The organism is Xanthomonas cissicola (assembly GCF_008801575.1).
GTDB classification, from domain to species: domain Bacteria; phylum Pseudomonadota; class Gammaproteobacteria; order Xanthomonadales; family Xanthomonadaceae; genus Xanthomonas; species Xanthomonas cissicola.
On the sequence record NZ_VZPL01000092.1, the window covers coordinates 1 to 13099 of the forward strand.

The window sequence follows — 13099 nt, forward strand, 5'->3', positions numbered from 1 at the left end:
CGGCCTGGCCAAAAACACCGCACACGTGCTGACCTTGTTTGCGCTCTCCAATCTGTGGATGAAGCGAAAGCAGTTGCTGCCGGCTATGGGGAGCGTGCGCCTGTAAACCAGGAAATTCCCACGGAAAGCGCCAGAAATGGCGAAATTCCAAAGATTCAAACGCCACTCTTCGGAACGACGCGACATCCCGCACTCTCAGGCCTCGTTATTCAGACCTTCCCTAAAGCCGGCTAGCGTGTCGATGTTTGCAAAAACGGCCGGGGTCTCCCGGCCGTTTTCTTTTGTGCGGGTGAGTACGCTAAAGTTCCGTGCATACGACAGGAGCATGCTATGGAACTCAGCAGTACGGCAGCACGGGCGCTGCCGGTGGTGGATGCGCGGATCTACCCGCGTGGTGGTCTGGATGTGTTGTCCAAGGCAGAAGTAGCCCGGTTGCGGGACGCATCCAGTGGTGGCATGCATGAGTTGTTGCGCCGTTGCGCGCTGGCCGTGCTGACCAGCGGAAGCGCATCGGACGACCCGCGCGCCGCGCGCGATCTCTACCCGGATTTCGACATCCAGGTGAACCAGCAGGATCGCGGCATCCGCATCGATCTGACCAACGCGCCGGCAATGGCTTTCGTCGATGGCGAGATCATCCGCGGCGTGGCGGAGCTGTTGTTTGCCGTCGTGCGCGACCTCGCTTACATGGCCATCGAGCTCGAAGCGCAACGCGCCGATCTGGACACCAGCGAAGGCATCACCAATGCCGTGTTCGGTCAGCTGCGTAATGCACGCATCCTGCAGCCGTTGGACCCGAACCTGGTCGTGTGTTGGGGCGGCCATTCCATCTCGCGCGACGAATACCTGTACACCAAGCAGGTCGGCTACGAGCTCGGCCTGCGCGGGCTGGATATCTGCACCGGCTGCGGCCCAGGCGCCATGAAGGGTCCGATGAAGGGCGCCACCATCGCGCATGCCAAGCAGCGCAAGCACAATACCCGCTACATCGGGGTCACCGAGCCCGGCATCATCGCCGCCGAATCGCCGAACCCGATCGTCAACCATCTGGTGATCATGCCGGACATCGAGAAGCGCCTTGAGGCCTTCGTCCGCATCGGGCACGGCATCCTGGTATTCCCGGGCGGCGTCGGCACCGCGGAGGAAATTCTCTACCTGCTCGGTATCCTGCTACGCGAAGAAAACGCGGACGTGCCGTTCCCGCTGATCCTCACTGGCCCAACCATCGCGGCGCCGTACTTCGAGCAGATCGACCGTTTCATTCGCCTCACCCTGGGGGAGGCTGCCGCCTCGCGCTACGAGATCATCGTCGGCGACCCAGTCGCCGTGGCGCGCCGCATGGCCGAAGGGGTGCACGCAGTGCGCGCGCACCGCAAGGACCAGAAAGACTCGTATTACTTCAACTGGTCCGTGCACATCCCGCTCGAGTATCAGCAACCGTTCGAGCCCAGCCACGAAGCGATGGCCGCACTGGACCTGCACCACGGCCGCCCGGCGCCGGCCCTGGCCGCCGACCTGCGCCGCGCCTTCTCCGGCATCGTGGCCGGCAACGTCAAGGAAGACGGCATGCGTCGCATCGAGGAATTCGGCCCCTTCGAAATCCACGGCGACCCCGAGATCATGCAGGCCCTGGACGAACTCCTGCGCGGCTTTGTCGAGCAGCGCCGGATGAAGATCTCTGGGGACTATCGGCCTTGTTATCGGGTGGTGACCTAAGGATTTGCAGAGTTACGGGCTGGCCGACGTCGTTCGTCGGCCATTTTTACCGCCCATCCGCGGCCGATTGCGTCGGGTGTGAACTTTGACGAAGCTGCTAGGGCCAACGCTGGGGAGCGTCTTAATGCCTGTTGTCCGTTCACGCGGGTTCACTCTGATTGAACTCATGGTCACTATCGCTGTGCTTGCGATCATGGCCGCCATCGCTTACCCGAGCTTCCAGGGAGTCTTGCGATCAAACCGGGTGGCTGCCGCCAACAACGAGCTCATTGCTCTTCTGAATCTTTCGAGAAGCGAGGCCATCCGCAACGGTCAAGGCGGAGGCATCTGTGGCAGCTCTAACGGGAGTAGCTGCGACGGCAACTGGAGTGGGGGAGTCATGGCTTGGAGCGACACCAACGGGAACGGCGGCTTTGACGCCGGGGAAACGGTGCTGCGCTACTCGACCGGCAATCCCTTGCTTGTTGTCCAGGGGCCAACCAGCGGGACGGTAATTGCCTTCGATGCCCGTGGTCGACGCCGTGCAGCTGCAGACCAGCAAGTCACTCTCCGGCCGGATCAGTGCGGTAGTCAGCCCCTGAGGCGGTCATTAACCGTGAATGCATCCGGGCAAATTCGTAGCAAAAAAGAGACCTGTGTATGAGGAAGCTTGCTCGCTTCAACGCGCGGCCGTCGCGGGGCTTCACTTTGATCGAAGTGCTGATCGCCATTCTTGTGCTGGCCTTCGGTTTACTTGGGTTCGCATTGCTGCAGACCATGAATGTACGGTTCGTACAAAGTGCAAATTACCGGACGCAAGCAACCAATCTCGCATACGACCTTATCGATCAAATGCGATCAAACCGGTACCTGGTGACGCAATACACTGCTGCTACGTTCGCTGCCGGTTCTGTTACCCCGGCGGGTGCTTGTGCTTACCCCACCGGCACTGCGGTTCCTGTCGCTCAAAACATTGCGCGATGGCAGTGTCAGGTCGCAAAAGCGTTGGGAGATAAAGCTGCGGCTACGGTCACTTATGTAAATGGAGTGGCGACAGTGTCGATCAGCTGGGGCGATCAGCGTTGGGATAAGGATAATCCCGACACCATTACAAGTTTTGCCTTGCGTACGGAGATTTGACTGCGATGAGTATGTATAGGCGCAATGCGGGTGTGTCCCTGATCGAGCTCATGATTGCGATGGTGATCGGGCTGGTGCTGCTGTTGGGCGTCATCCAGGTTTTTTCTGCATCGCGTACTGCTGCACAGCTATCCGAGGGTGCCTCGCGCGCTCAGGAGAATGGGCGCTTCGCGCTGGATTATCTGGCGCGTGATATCCGGATGGCTGGGCACTTTGGATGCGTCAACGATCAGGCGCAGTTTGTGAAGGGGCAAGGCGATCCACGGGTCAATCTTTCTGCCACAACGGGGAGCGGCACACCTCTTGACTTTTCTGTATCAATTCAAGGATACGAGGCGCCGGGTACTTCTCCGGGGCAAGCGGTCACTATCGGGGCGAGCGCAGGTTCTTTCACTGGATTGCCTGCGGCAATCCAGAACCTCAGTCCAGCGCCACGAGCGGGTAGCGATATCATCGTCTTGCGTTTTCTTTCCGCCGAGGGGGTTCCTGCAACGGGCATCGTGGCGGCGGGTTCCAATACGACATTGACAATGGATGCCACCCGCTGGGCGCGGCTGACGGATGATGGCGTTGCCGCACCGACCCTGTTCGGAATTGCCGATTGCGCGCACGCCGACGTTTTTGCCGGCACGACCACGGCCGGAACCGTGGTGGCCTCGGGAGTCAACCTGTCCGGCCGATATGTCGTACAGCCCACCGGGCAGACCATGGTTTACCGTGCCGAATCGCTTGTCTACTACGTCGCCAACAATCCAGATACAGGAGAGCCTGCGCTGCGCCGGGCTCGGGCCGGAGGTAATGGCCAATACACCAGTGAAGAACTGGTAGAAGGCATCGAAAGCCTGCAATTCCTTTATGGACTGGACACTACCGAAACAATTGCGACGCAGACCCCTCCCGTTGGAAACATCACCGTGCAGAGGGTTGCCAGCGATGTTGCCGTTACCACCGATGCAGCAGCCGCTAATCAATGGCGGCGGGTCGGTCAGGTACAGGTCGGCGTTCTTGCGCGCAGTCCGACTCCTGCTGCCGCAGCAGCGCAGCGTACCGAAAATCGTCTTGGCGTATTGGGAGTAACGGTGATCCCGCCTACGACCAACGATGGACGATATCGAGCCAGCTATGAACTTTCCGTGGCTCTCCGTAACCGATTGTTCGGAAATTGATCATGAGAATGCTACCTGTGTTCGAAGAGCGCATGATGTCAAGAGTCGGACCTGGACGGGAAAAGGGTGCTGTCCTATATGTTGCGCTGATAATTTTGGTGCTATTGGCATTAATCGGTATCGCAGGCATTCAAGTCTCCGGCATGCAGGAGAAGATGGCGTCGAATTACCGGGCAGTGAATCGTGCGTTCGAGGAGGCAGAGGGAACCGTTAGAAACGCCGAGAATTCTGTGGAGAAAATCTCCAATCGAACCACGTCTTCGAGCGATACCTCTGGTCTGGTGGCTTCGGGCGACATCAAGCGGGTATGCGACGATGGCTTCGATCCGATGCAATGGGCCCAGGCGCAGACATCCAATCGTGCTGTCAATGTCCGTCAGATCGATCAATGTATCCAGGGCGAAGCAAACATCGGGATGGGCCAGCCAGTCGATCCGGCATCTCCGGTTTTTCAAATCACAGGTGTTGCTGCCGATGACAACGACAATGCCAGTTCCGAAGCGGCGATAGATACCGTTTTCAAACTCTGAAGAAACGCACATGACAGCTCACAGAAAAAAAGTGGTCCTTGCTTCGGCACTGACGGGTGCGGTTGGGTTGGGGTTCTTCATCTACACCTTGATTGCTGCGCAGGGACAGGGCGTACTGGCTCAGGCGCCGATGAACGACCAGGTGCAGACGCCTCCCGCGTTCATCATGGCGGTGGATGACTCGGGCTCGATGACATTTCAGACTCAGTTTCCGGGACAGGATGGTCAGGGATGCTGGAGCACGGCCAGGCAAAGCTTCTTTTCTGCTCAAGGCGCATTGAACACCGAGGATTCGCCAAGCGTGGGGTGTGGTTACAACCATGTCCTGCCCGGCGTTCGTATCGATGAAAACCGTCGCGGCATCCCACCTCTGGACAGCCTTGGGTTTGCGCGCTCTGCTGCCTACAACCCCACCTATTACGATCCTGTGGTCAAATACGACCCGTGGATAAATAACGATGGGAATCCTTTCCCTCAGGCGGATTTGGTCAATACGCGGATCAACCCGCTCCAGGCAGGTGCCACTGTAGCGCTTGCCTCCAACTATATGGGGGATGATTTCAGCAGCAGTTTCAGAATTCAGAACGGAATGGTGCTCCCTCGCGGTACGGGATACAAGCAGCGTTTCCAGGATAACAATGGCAATCTCTACTTCGGAAATGAACAGGTAACGACTTCCGACGTAACCTGGAATGGTGGTTCGCAGACGCTGCTGATCAGGTTCTGGCCGGCGACCTTCTTTGTGCCTTATACAAGCGACACGGACGCCAGGCCGCTTCTCGCTGGCGCTGCCGCTTACGATGCGGTCCAGCGTGATCGGGTGCGTAATGTATGTGGTACCGGCTGCGATATGTGGAAGTACACAATAAAGGCCGCAAATACTGATGCCCTTCAAAACTTTGCAAATTGGTTTTCATTCTATGGAAATCGAAATCGAGCCATCATTGCTGGCATGACCAGGTCGTTGGCTAACGTCAATAATATGCGGGTTGGTTTTTTCAGGATCAACCAGAACGCAAGTTATGACTCGGTCAATGAAAAATTGCCCATGCGCGACATGGGTACGCAAAGCGAGAAAACCGCCCTGTATAATTCGATTCTAGCCCTGCCCGCTAGTGGCGGCACGCCAAATCGGCAGGCGGTCAACGCGGCTGGTATCCAGTTTCAGCGGACTGATAGTGCGGCTCCTGTCCAGTTGGCATGCCAAAAAAATGCGGTCATGCTGTTTACGGATGGATACAGCAATCAGGATGGCCCATCCGTAAGTAACGCGAGCGGCGACGGGAATATGGGAATTCCTTTTGCCGACGCGTACGACAACACCATGGGCGACATTGCTGCCAAGTATTATAATAATATCAACGGTGGCTCTCCCATTCGAGCGGATATGCCGTCTGGCTTGGTGCCCGTTCCAAGCTCATGCAACACCGCTAATGCAAGTGTGAGGTTGGATTGTCAGAAGAATCTGCATGTTAACTTCTATGGCATCACGCTGGGTGCGCGCGGTGATCTTTTCAACCCAAATGTTGTACAGGACGCGTACACGACACCGGCGATTTACCAAAACTGGCCGCCGCGCGAGAACGATGAGCGAAGCACTGTCGACGATATCTGGCATGCGGCTACGAACACGCGCGGCCAGTACATCAATGCCCGGACCCCGGCTGAAATAACTCAAGCAATGCGACGTGTGCTTTCGTCGGTGACGGCGGGCTCTTCGCCTTCAGGGACGCTGGCTCAAAGTGGTGCCCGTATCGGCGTGGGATCCTTCTCGGTTGCCCCGAACTATGAAATTGCAAATGAGGGCACCGACTGGTTTGGGCGGCTCACCGGGTACACTGTCTCGGTCAACCCGCAGACCCGCGTGGCGGTCAGCACTGCTGCATGGGAAGCTAGCGCGCGCATGCCGTCCGCTGCGGCTCGTAATGTGCTGGTGAGCAAAGCCGGGGTGGTTTCGGCGTTCAACGAGACGAATATCTCTTTGTCGGATCTGTGCACCAAGTCGACTGCGCTCTACGCAGGCATGTCCCTGTGCACTGCTTCGGATCTTGCAACTCTTGGAGCGAATGCAGCGACGGCGACCGCATATCTGCGCGGGGACGCGTCTGGAGAAGTGCGAAGCGGAGGTCGCTTGCGTGACCGAACGACCGTTCTGGGCGACATCGTCAACTCGACTCCCGTGATCAGTTCTCCACTGGATGATTATGGTTACGGCAGCCTGCCGGGCAACCCGGGGGCTACCTATCAGGCCTATTTGAATACGAAAAAGGCCGGCCGTAACTATATGGTCTATGTGGGGGCCAATGATGGAATGCTGCACGGTTTCGACGGTGGTATGAATGGCGATGGCGTTATGGCCTCCAACGGCGGGGTCGAGCGTTTTGCATATATCCCGTCGACCGCACTGGGCCATATGGGCAATCTGCTCTTGCCGTATGACCCGGCCAATCAAAGCGATCAGAAATTCGGTCACCGCTACTATGTCGATGGACCCTTGGCCATCTCCGACACGTACTATGGCGGCGCATGGAAAACCAGCCTAGTCGGCACTGCTGGCGCTGGCGGCCGAAGCGTTTTTGCGATGGACGTCACGACGCCTACCAGTGTGACGGCGGCCAGCCGGCTTTGGGAGATCAGCGATCTCGACAGCTCGTTGTCCGCTGCGATACGTGCCAATATCGGATTTGTGCTCGGCAAGCCGGTCATCGTGCCGATCTTGAGTTCGAATGGCACGGTGACCTGGAAGGCGGTCTTCGGCAATGGCTACAACAGCGCTAGCGGGAAAGCCGTCCTGTTTCTTGTAGATATCAAGACAGGTACGCCGACCGTAACCATGATCGAAGCTGCCGAGAGCGGCAGTACTGTTTCCGGTAGCAACGGTTTGGGCAATATCGTGGTTGTTGATCGGTGGGGCGGCACGGGCCAGACGCAAAGGGTGCGTGATGGCTACGCAGATACTGTCTATGCTGCCGATCAAAAGGGAGCTATCTGGAAATTCGATTTGCGCAACACCACGACTGCGCTGACGGTCCCGCTGTTCACCAGTCGCACGTCTGTGGAGAATGGCGCGACATACCGGCAGCCGATCACGGGTGGCTTGGTGGCCAGTGCCGGTGAAAATGGTGGTGTGACGTTGTTCTTCGGTACTGGCAGCTTCTCTTTCCAGAACGACCCGTTCGATACAGCGATCCAGTCCCTCTATGGCATCAACGACGTCGCTGCGGGAAGCGTCACCAGCACGATTACGCGTTCGAACCTTCAGGCCAACTCGATCGCCACCTCTGGTACATCTCGCAGTCTGGTGATGGGTTCCAGTGTGGCAGGCGGGCAGGGGTGGTATGTGGATCTGCCGGCTGGCGAGCGTATGGTGGGAAATCCTAGTGTCGCGTCGGGTATCGTTTTCATACCCACTTATGTCCCCAATCCCAACAGCGTGGGTTGCGCATCCCAGGGGAGCAACTGGCTGTTTGGGTTGAACACCCGCACAGGTGGTGCGGCGCTGGATGTCGCAAGAAACGGCTCTCCCTCCGGGGCAGCTTTTGCCTCCGGGACTGCGGCGACGTCGTTGACCACGCAGGGGACGACACCCGTGAAAGACGTGGGTGTTTCAGCGATTCCACGCTTGACTCTCTCCGAGACGGGCGGGTCTCTGCCGCCCGGCGGTAGCTCTTGCTGGATGGTGATCAATGTGGCTGGCGCGCAGCCGATGTATGTTCCTTATCCCTGCGGAAGACAGTCGTGGAGGCAGATCCAGTGACGATGCTATTCGAACGTTCCCGTGCAAGAGTTATGAAGCGCGCTGCGGCGCAAGTGCGTGGCTTTACGCTCATTGAGCTGATGATTGTGGTTGCGGTGGTTGCAATCTTGTCAGCGATTGCGTACCCCAGTTACACCGAGCATGTGCGGAAGTCGAGGCGCGCACAGGCAAAGGTTGACCTGGTGGAATATGGGCAGCTGGCAGAGCGGTTCCACACGGTCCAGAACACTTACTCGGGCTTTACTCTGCCGACGAACGTGTCGCCGCGTGAGGGAGGGACGGCGGCTTATACTCTTGCCTTGACGCAGCAGACGCAGTCCGGATATGTCATCACGGCAACGCCGGCTGCTGCCCAGGCCGCCGACAAGTGCGGCACCTTGAGCATCGATCAGGCGTCTCGCAAGACCAACTCAAGGGGCACCAAATCGGATTGTTGGTAGTGGAAAAAAGCGTCTGAAGGGTGTTGCATCGGGTCTGGATCCTGCTACAATGCGGACCCCGCCCGAATAGCTCAGCCGGTTAGAGCACTTGACTGTTAATCAGGGGGTCGTTGGTTCGAGTCCAACTTCGGGCGCCAAGATGTTCAAAAAGCCGCGACGTGTCGCGGTTTTTTTTTGCCTCGTCATCGGGCTGTGCAGCCGGTAGGGCTGGTGTAGCGCACGGTGCGTGCCCTTCCGGAGTTGTTGACCACCACGTCAGCGAGTCGCCTGGCGTTGCTGCAGAGGCTGATGGTGATGTTCGTGCCGCTGCTACGGCCGTTCGGCAGGAAACGAACGATTGATCGTCCAGCTGTGCTGACGATATCGATGCCGCCGGTGGCGAAGTCGTGCTCCACTCTGACCACGGATGCGGCGCTTGGCGGCTGCCCGTCGCGCCCTGGATCCTTAAAGAGGATCCATCCTTGGCTCCAGATGCGATCTGTTCGGCAACGTGTGCCGTCCACGGAGGGGCAAAGGCTGACGGGCTCGCCTTGGGTAACGGCAAGACTTCTGGCCATCGCAAGGTGCGCAGTCAGCAGGTGCACGCGGGTAGCCGCTCGCTGCCACTCGATGAGGCTTTTGAAGCTGGGCATGCCGATGGCTGCGCTGATTCCGATGATCGCCATCACGATGAGCAACTGGACTGCGGTGTACCCTCTCGCGCTCGAATAGCCTGCTGCGTCCATTGCGCGTCTCCTTGAAGTGGAGCAAGCAGTCTCAACATCGGTTGCTTGCAAGGTAACGCTGCCTCCACTTGCATGGCTGTCAGGGTTCTACCGATGCTGGCCTCCGTAAATTCGTGCAGCCTCCCCGAGATCCGCTCCATGACCGACCGTTTTCAGCTCGTATCCCCTTATTCGCCAGCGGGCGACCAGCCTGCAGCCATCGACAAGCTGGTCGCCAACTTCGAGGCTGGCTTGGCCAAGCAGACCTTGTTGGGTGTAACGGGCTCGGGCAAGACCTACACCATTGCCAATGTGGTCCAGCAGGTGCAGAAGCCGACGCTGGTGATGGCGCCGAACAAGACGTTGGCGGCGCAGCTGTACGGCGAGTTCAAGTCGTTCTTCCCGCATAACGCAGTCGAGTACTTCGTCAGCTACTACGACTACTACCAGCCGGAGGCTTATGTGCCGTCGTCTGACACCTTCATCGAGAAGGACAGTTCGATCAATGAACACATCGAGCAGATGCGCTTGTCGGCGACCAAGACCCTGCTGTCTCGGCGCGATTCGCTGGTGGTGGCGACGGTGTCGGCGATCTATGGCCTTGGCGCGCCGGAGGACTACCTATCGCTGCGGCTGATCCTGTCGGTTGGCGAGCACATCGATCAGCGCCAGTTGATCCGCCATCTCACCGATTTGCAATACACCCGCAACGAGTTCGAACTGACGCGTGGCGCCTTTCGCGTGCGCGGCGAGGTGTTGGATGTGTTCCCGGCCGAGTCGGATACCGAAGCCTTGCGCATCGAGTTGTTCGATGGCGACATCGAACAACTGACGTTGTTCGATCCGCTCACTGGCGAAACCTTGCGCAAGTTGCAGCGCTACACCGTGTACCCGAAAACCCATTACGCCACGACGCGTGAGCGTACCTTGAGTGCCGTGGACACCATCAAGGAAGAGCTGAAAGAGCGCCTGGAGCAGCTCTACTCGCAGAACAAGCTGGTCGAGGCGCAACGCCTAGCGCAGCGCACGCAATTCGATCTGGAAATGATGGCCGAGGTGGGGTTTTGCAACGGTATCGAAAACTACTCGCGGCATCTCACCGGCAAGGCGCCGGGAGAGCCGCCGCCGACCTTGTTCGACTACCTGCCGCCCGACGCACTGCTGGTCATCGACGAGTCGCATGTGACGATCCCGCAGATCGGTGCGATGTACAAGGGCGACCGTTCGCGCAAGGAAACGCTGGTGGAGTTCGGTTTTCGGCTGCCCTCCGCACTGGACAACCGTCCCTTGCGTTTCGAAGAGTGGGAGGCGCGTTCGCCACGCAGCATCTACGTTTCGGCAACGCCCGGTCCTTACGAGGTGCGCGAGTCGGCTGGCGAAGTCACGGAGCTGGTGGTGCGCCCGACCGGGTTGATCGACCCGGTCGTGGAGATCCGCCCGGTCGGCACACAGGTCGACGACCTGATGTCCGAAGTCCACGAGCGCATCAAGCTCGGCGATCGCGTATTGGTGACCACGTTGACCAAGCGCATGGCCGAAAACCTCACCGAGTACCTGGGCGAACACGGGATTCGGGTGCGCTACCTGCATTCGGATATCGACACCGTCGAGCGCGTGGAAATCATTCGCGATCTGCGTCTGGGCAAGTTCGATGTACTCGTGGGCATCAATCTGCTGCGCGAGGGTTTGGACATGCCGGAAGTCTCGCTGGTGGCGATCCTGGACGCCGACAAGGAAGGCTTCCTGCGGTCGACCGGTTCGCTGATCCAGACCATTGGCCGTGCCGCACGCAATCTGCGCGGCAAGGCAATCCTGTATGCCGACAAGATGACGCGTTCGATGCAGGCGGCGATCGACGAGACCGATCGTCGCCGTGAGAAGCAGGTCGAGTACAACCTGGAACATGGCATCACTCCGAAATCCGTCGAGCGGCCGATCGCCGACATCATGGAAGGCGCGCGCGACGATGCGGCCGAGAAGAAGTCGGGCAAGGGCCGTTCGAAATCACGCCATGTAGCCGAGGAGACGCCCGATTACCGTGCCATGAAGCCTGCGGAAATCGCTGGCAAGCTCAAGAGCCTGGAGCAGAAGATGTATCAGCACGCAAAGGATCTGGAGTTCGAGGCCGCAGCCCAGATTCGCGACCAGATCCAGAAGTTGAAAGCGGCAAGTCTGGGCTAGGGCAGGGAAGTCTTGGGGCGCGGGGAGGGCTTGTGGTCCTTAAATCCCTGCGCTAGAATGCGCGCCCTGCACAGCGCAATGCTAATGCAGCGAACGGGCGGTTAGCTCAGCGGTAGAGCACTACCTTGACATGGTAGGGGTCACAGGTTCGAACCCTGTACCGCCCACCACTCCAAGTCCAGATAGTACAGGGGCTTGAGTGGTTTCAAGATTGGCAGCGACGTTTGCCACTGACACCAAAGTGACCCCGCACAAAAGTTCTTGCAGCGTGGGCATGTGTCAGCTCGGGCCTGCTGCAACGGAATCCCCACCTTCCTGCGCTTACATATCTGCCTGCGCTGCGCGTTGCGTATCGACTGGCGATGCGGAAACGCGGCACTGGTGTATGGAAGTTGGCTGGTGGCGGTCAAAACGTCGCCGGCCAGGTACGCGGCGATGCTCGAGCGGTGCCAATCGTGCCGCGCCACCTGTCTGATCTACACGTTACGGATGATGCGTGACGCTAGCGACTTCTTGCCCCTATCTGACGGGTGAAGTCCCGATGCCGTTCTCTTCCTCCTATCTTGAAAAAGTGGCTTGATCGATCGTCGCCGGATGTCAGTTGAGCGCCGGGGCTGGTGGGTGCGTTCACCGCGAAGGGGGCGCTTCGTGCGGTAAGCCAGGCTATCGCAGTGCCTTTCCACGCGAAGGCGGTAGGCAGTCCAGGTCTTCGGCCGCCCGTACGCGTCTTCGAAAGCGCACCGAGAATGCCTCGGCTGTGGGAAATACGCGCTCAGCGCGGTTGTTTTGCGGGTCAGCGCTGCCTACCGCAGCCCAGTCAGCCGATACCGCTTTCACCGTCACACGTCTTGCTTTAGCATCGCCACCGCGCTGACGGAAAGGAAGGCTGGCGATGGACGAATATCAGCACACTGTGCTGACCAGGGGTGGGTGCCGTGTTGTGGCGATTACGCGTGACGAGGTGTACGCACCCGACGCCGTCGTGGCATACGCCGTTGTGACCGATGCGGGTACGCGAATCACTCCGGATTTGTCCCTCGACCAGGCCAAGGTCTGGATCGATTCGCTGGTGGAGAGCGAGAGTGGCGGGCGCAAGTCCGGCCTTGTCGACCATAAGCCGGTCGTGCGTCGCTAGCCCGCCATCGTGATGCAAGCCTAAGGAGAAGGGCGCATGTCCAAACCCAAAATCATCGCAATTGCCACGCTGGTGGCGGTGCTAGCCGGATATTGCCTGTCCGGCTATCTGACCCTGCTGTTGCTGCGGCTCGACACCGGTCTGTACGGGTGGGACACGTACTACCGCTATTTCGTCGCCCCTGAAAAACCCCCAGGCTGCATCCATTGCAAGGCTTAACCTGCGTTTTAGGTGTGCTGGAATTGCCAGTTTTCGTTACTCTACGAACTGGTTTCTGGCAGTTTTCGCCCATGCGTACACGCCGTCCTGCCGCCGAGCAGTTGCCTGCCGATGAGTTGTTTCGTTCGCGTT

11 protein-coding genes, 2 tRNA genes and 1 pseudogene are annotated in these 13099 nt (G+C 58.9%); 13 read left to right on the forward strand and 1 reads right to left on the reverse strand.

The window, feature by feature from the left end; translation table 11 throughout:
- The 9 genes and pseudogenes from F7R02_RS22255 to F7R02_RS22300 all read left to right on the forward strand — a co-directional run.
- Window positions 1-106, forward strand: a pseudogene (locus F7R02_RS22255) (IS5/IS1182 family transposase); the annotation flags it as partial.
- A 224-nt stretch (window positions 107-330) separates the two neighbouring features.
- A complete protein-coding gene (ppnN, locus tag F7R02_RS22265) occupies window positions 331-1716 on the forward strand; it encodes a nucleotide 5'-monophosphate nucleosidase PpnN (protein ID WP_016848695.1) in 1386 nt (461 codons plus the stop codon).
- Between the two features lie 124 nt (window positions 1717-1840).
- Complete coding sequence (locus tag F7R02_RS22270; protein WP_005914249.1) at window positions 1841-2359, forward strand: GspH/FimT family pseudopilin; 519 nt, start codon at window positions 1841-1843, stop codon at window positions 2357-2359.
- Window positions 2356-2835, forward strand: a complete 480-nt coding sequence (gene pilV / locus F7R02_RS22275; protein ID WP_005920241.1) for a type IV pilus modification protein PilV — start codon at window positions 2356-2358, stop codon at window positions 2833-2835. Before F7R02_RS22270 ends, pilV begins: the two co-directional genes overlap by 4 nt.
- A gap of 5 nt (window positions 2836-2840) precedes the next feature.
- The gene (locus F7R02_RS22280; RefSeq protein WP_016848697.1) at window positions 2841-4001 is read left to right on the forward strand and encodes a PilW family protein; all 1161 of its coding nucleotides are present in this window, start codon (window positions 2841-2843) and stop codon (window positions 3999-4001) included.
- Window positions 4002-4003: 2 nt separating this feature from the next.
- Complete coding sequence (locus F7R02_RS22285; RefSeq protein WP_005914246.1) at window positions 4004-4531, forward strand: pilus assembly PilX family protein; 528 nt, start codon at window positions 4004-4006, stop codon at window positions 4529-4531.
- Between the two features lie 10 nt (window positions 4532-4541).
- Window positions 4542-8288, forward strand: coding sequence for a pilus assembly protein (locus F7R02_RS22290; protein ID WP_078589656.1), 3747 nt, complete (start codon window positions 4542-4544; stop codon window positions 8286-8288).
- Between the two features lie 32 nt (window positions 8289-8320).
- Window positions 8321-8728 carry a type IV pilin protein gene (locus F7R02_RS22295; RefSeq protein ID WP_005920246.1) on the forward strand — a complete coding sequence of 136 codons (408 nt, stop codon included), beginning with the start codon at window positions 8321-8323 and terminating at the stop codon, window positions 8726-8728.
- 60 nt (window positions 8729-8788) lie between these two features.
- Window positions 8789-8865, forward strand: a tRNA-Asn gene (locus tag F7R02_RS22300).
- Between the two features lie 45 nt (window positions 8866-8910).
- Here F7R02_RS22300 and F7R02_RS22305 read toward each other — a convergent pair.
- Entirely contained in the window at window positions 8911-9453 is a 543-nt protein-coding gene (locus F7R02_RS22305) for a GspH/FimT family pseudopilin (RefSeq protein WP_033482502.1), read from the reverse strand.
- A 138-nt stretch (window positions 9454-9591) separates the two neighbouring features.
- On the opposite strand from F7R02_RS22305, the gene uvrB reads away from it, so the two are divergent.
- The 4 genes from uvrB (at window position 9592) to F7R02_RS22325 (ending at window position 12967) form a co-directional block, all read left to right on the forward strand.
- Window positions 9592-11613 (forward strand): excinuclease ABC subunit UvrB, encoded by a 2022-nt coding sequence (uvrB, locus tag F7R02_RS22310; RefSeq protein WP_003485615.1) that lies wholly within the window; start codon window positions 9592-9594, stop codon window positions 11611-11613.
- Between the two features lie 95 nt (window positions 11614-11708).
- Window positions 11709-11783, forward strand: a tRNA-Val gene (locus F7R02_RS22315).
- A gap of 722 nt (window positions 11784-12505) precedes the next feature.
- A complete protein-coding gene (locus F7R02_RS22320; protein ID WP_078589657.1) occupies window positions 12506-12748 on the forward strand; it encodes a hypothetical protein in 243 nt (80 codons plus the stop codon).
- Between the two features lie 36 nt (window positions 12749-12784).
- Complete coding sequence (locus F7R02_RS22325; protein WP_151210208.1) at window positions 12785-12967, forward strand: hypothetical protein; 183 nt, start codon at window positions 12785-12787, stop codon at window positions 12965-12967.
- The last annotated feature ends 132 nt before the right edge of the window (window positions 12968-13099 follow it).

What these genes read in the sequence shown, in the direction of transcription:
- F7R02_RS22285 (WP_005914246.1), top strand. Translation starts at nt 4,004, where the DNA reads ATGAGAATGCTACCTGTGTTCGAAGAGCGCATGATGTCAAGAGTCGGA.
- uvrB (WP_003485615.1), top strand. Translation starts at nt 9,592, where the DNA reads ATGACCGACCGTTTTCAGCTCGTATCCCCTTATTCGCCAGCGGGCGAC.
- F7R02_RS22305 (WP_033482502.1), bottom strand. Translation starts at nt 9,453, where the DNA reads ATGGACGCAGCAGGCTATTCGAGCGCGAGAGGGTACACCGCAGTCCAG.
- F7R02_RS22280 (WP_016848697.1), top strand. Translation starts at nt 2,841, where the DNA reads ATGAGTATGTATAGGCGCAATGCGGGTGTGTCCCTGATCGAGCTCATG.
- pilV (WP_005920241.1), top strand. Translation starts at nt 2,356, where the DNA reads ATGAGGAAGCTTGCTCGCTTCAACGCGCGGCCGTCGCGGGGCTTCACT.
- ppnN (WP_016848695.1), top strand. Translation starts at nt 331, where the DNA reads ATGGAACTCAGCAGTACGGCAGCACGGGCGCTGCCGGTGGTGGATGCG.
- F7R02_RS22270 (WP_005914249.1), top strand. Translation starts at nt 1,841, where the DNA reads ATGCCTGTTGTCCGTTCACGCGGGTTCACTCTGATTGAACTCATGGTC.
- F7R02_RS22325 (WP_151210208.1), top strand. Translation starts at nt 12,785, where the DNA reads ATGTCCAAACCCAAAATCATCGCAATTGCCACGCTGGTGGCGGTGCTA.
- F7R02_RS22295 (WP_005920246.1), top strand. Translation starts at nt 8,321, where the DNA reads ATGAAGCGCGCTGCGGCGCAAGTGCGTGGCTTTACGCTCATTGAGCTG.
- F7R02_RS22290 (WP_078589656.1), top strand. Translation starts at nt 4,542, where the DNA reads ATGACAGCTCACAGAAAAAAAGTGGTCCTTGCTTCGGCACTGACGGGT.
- F7R02_RS22320 (WP_078589657.1), top strand. Translation starts at nt 12,506, where the DNA reads ATGGACGAATATCAGCACACTGTGCTGACCAGGGGTGGGTGCCGTGTT.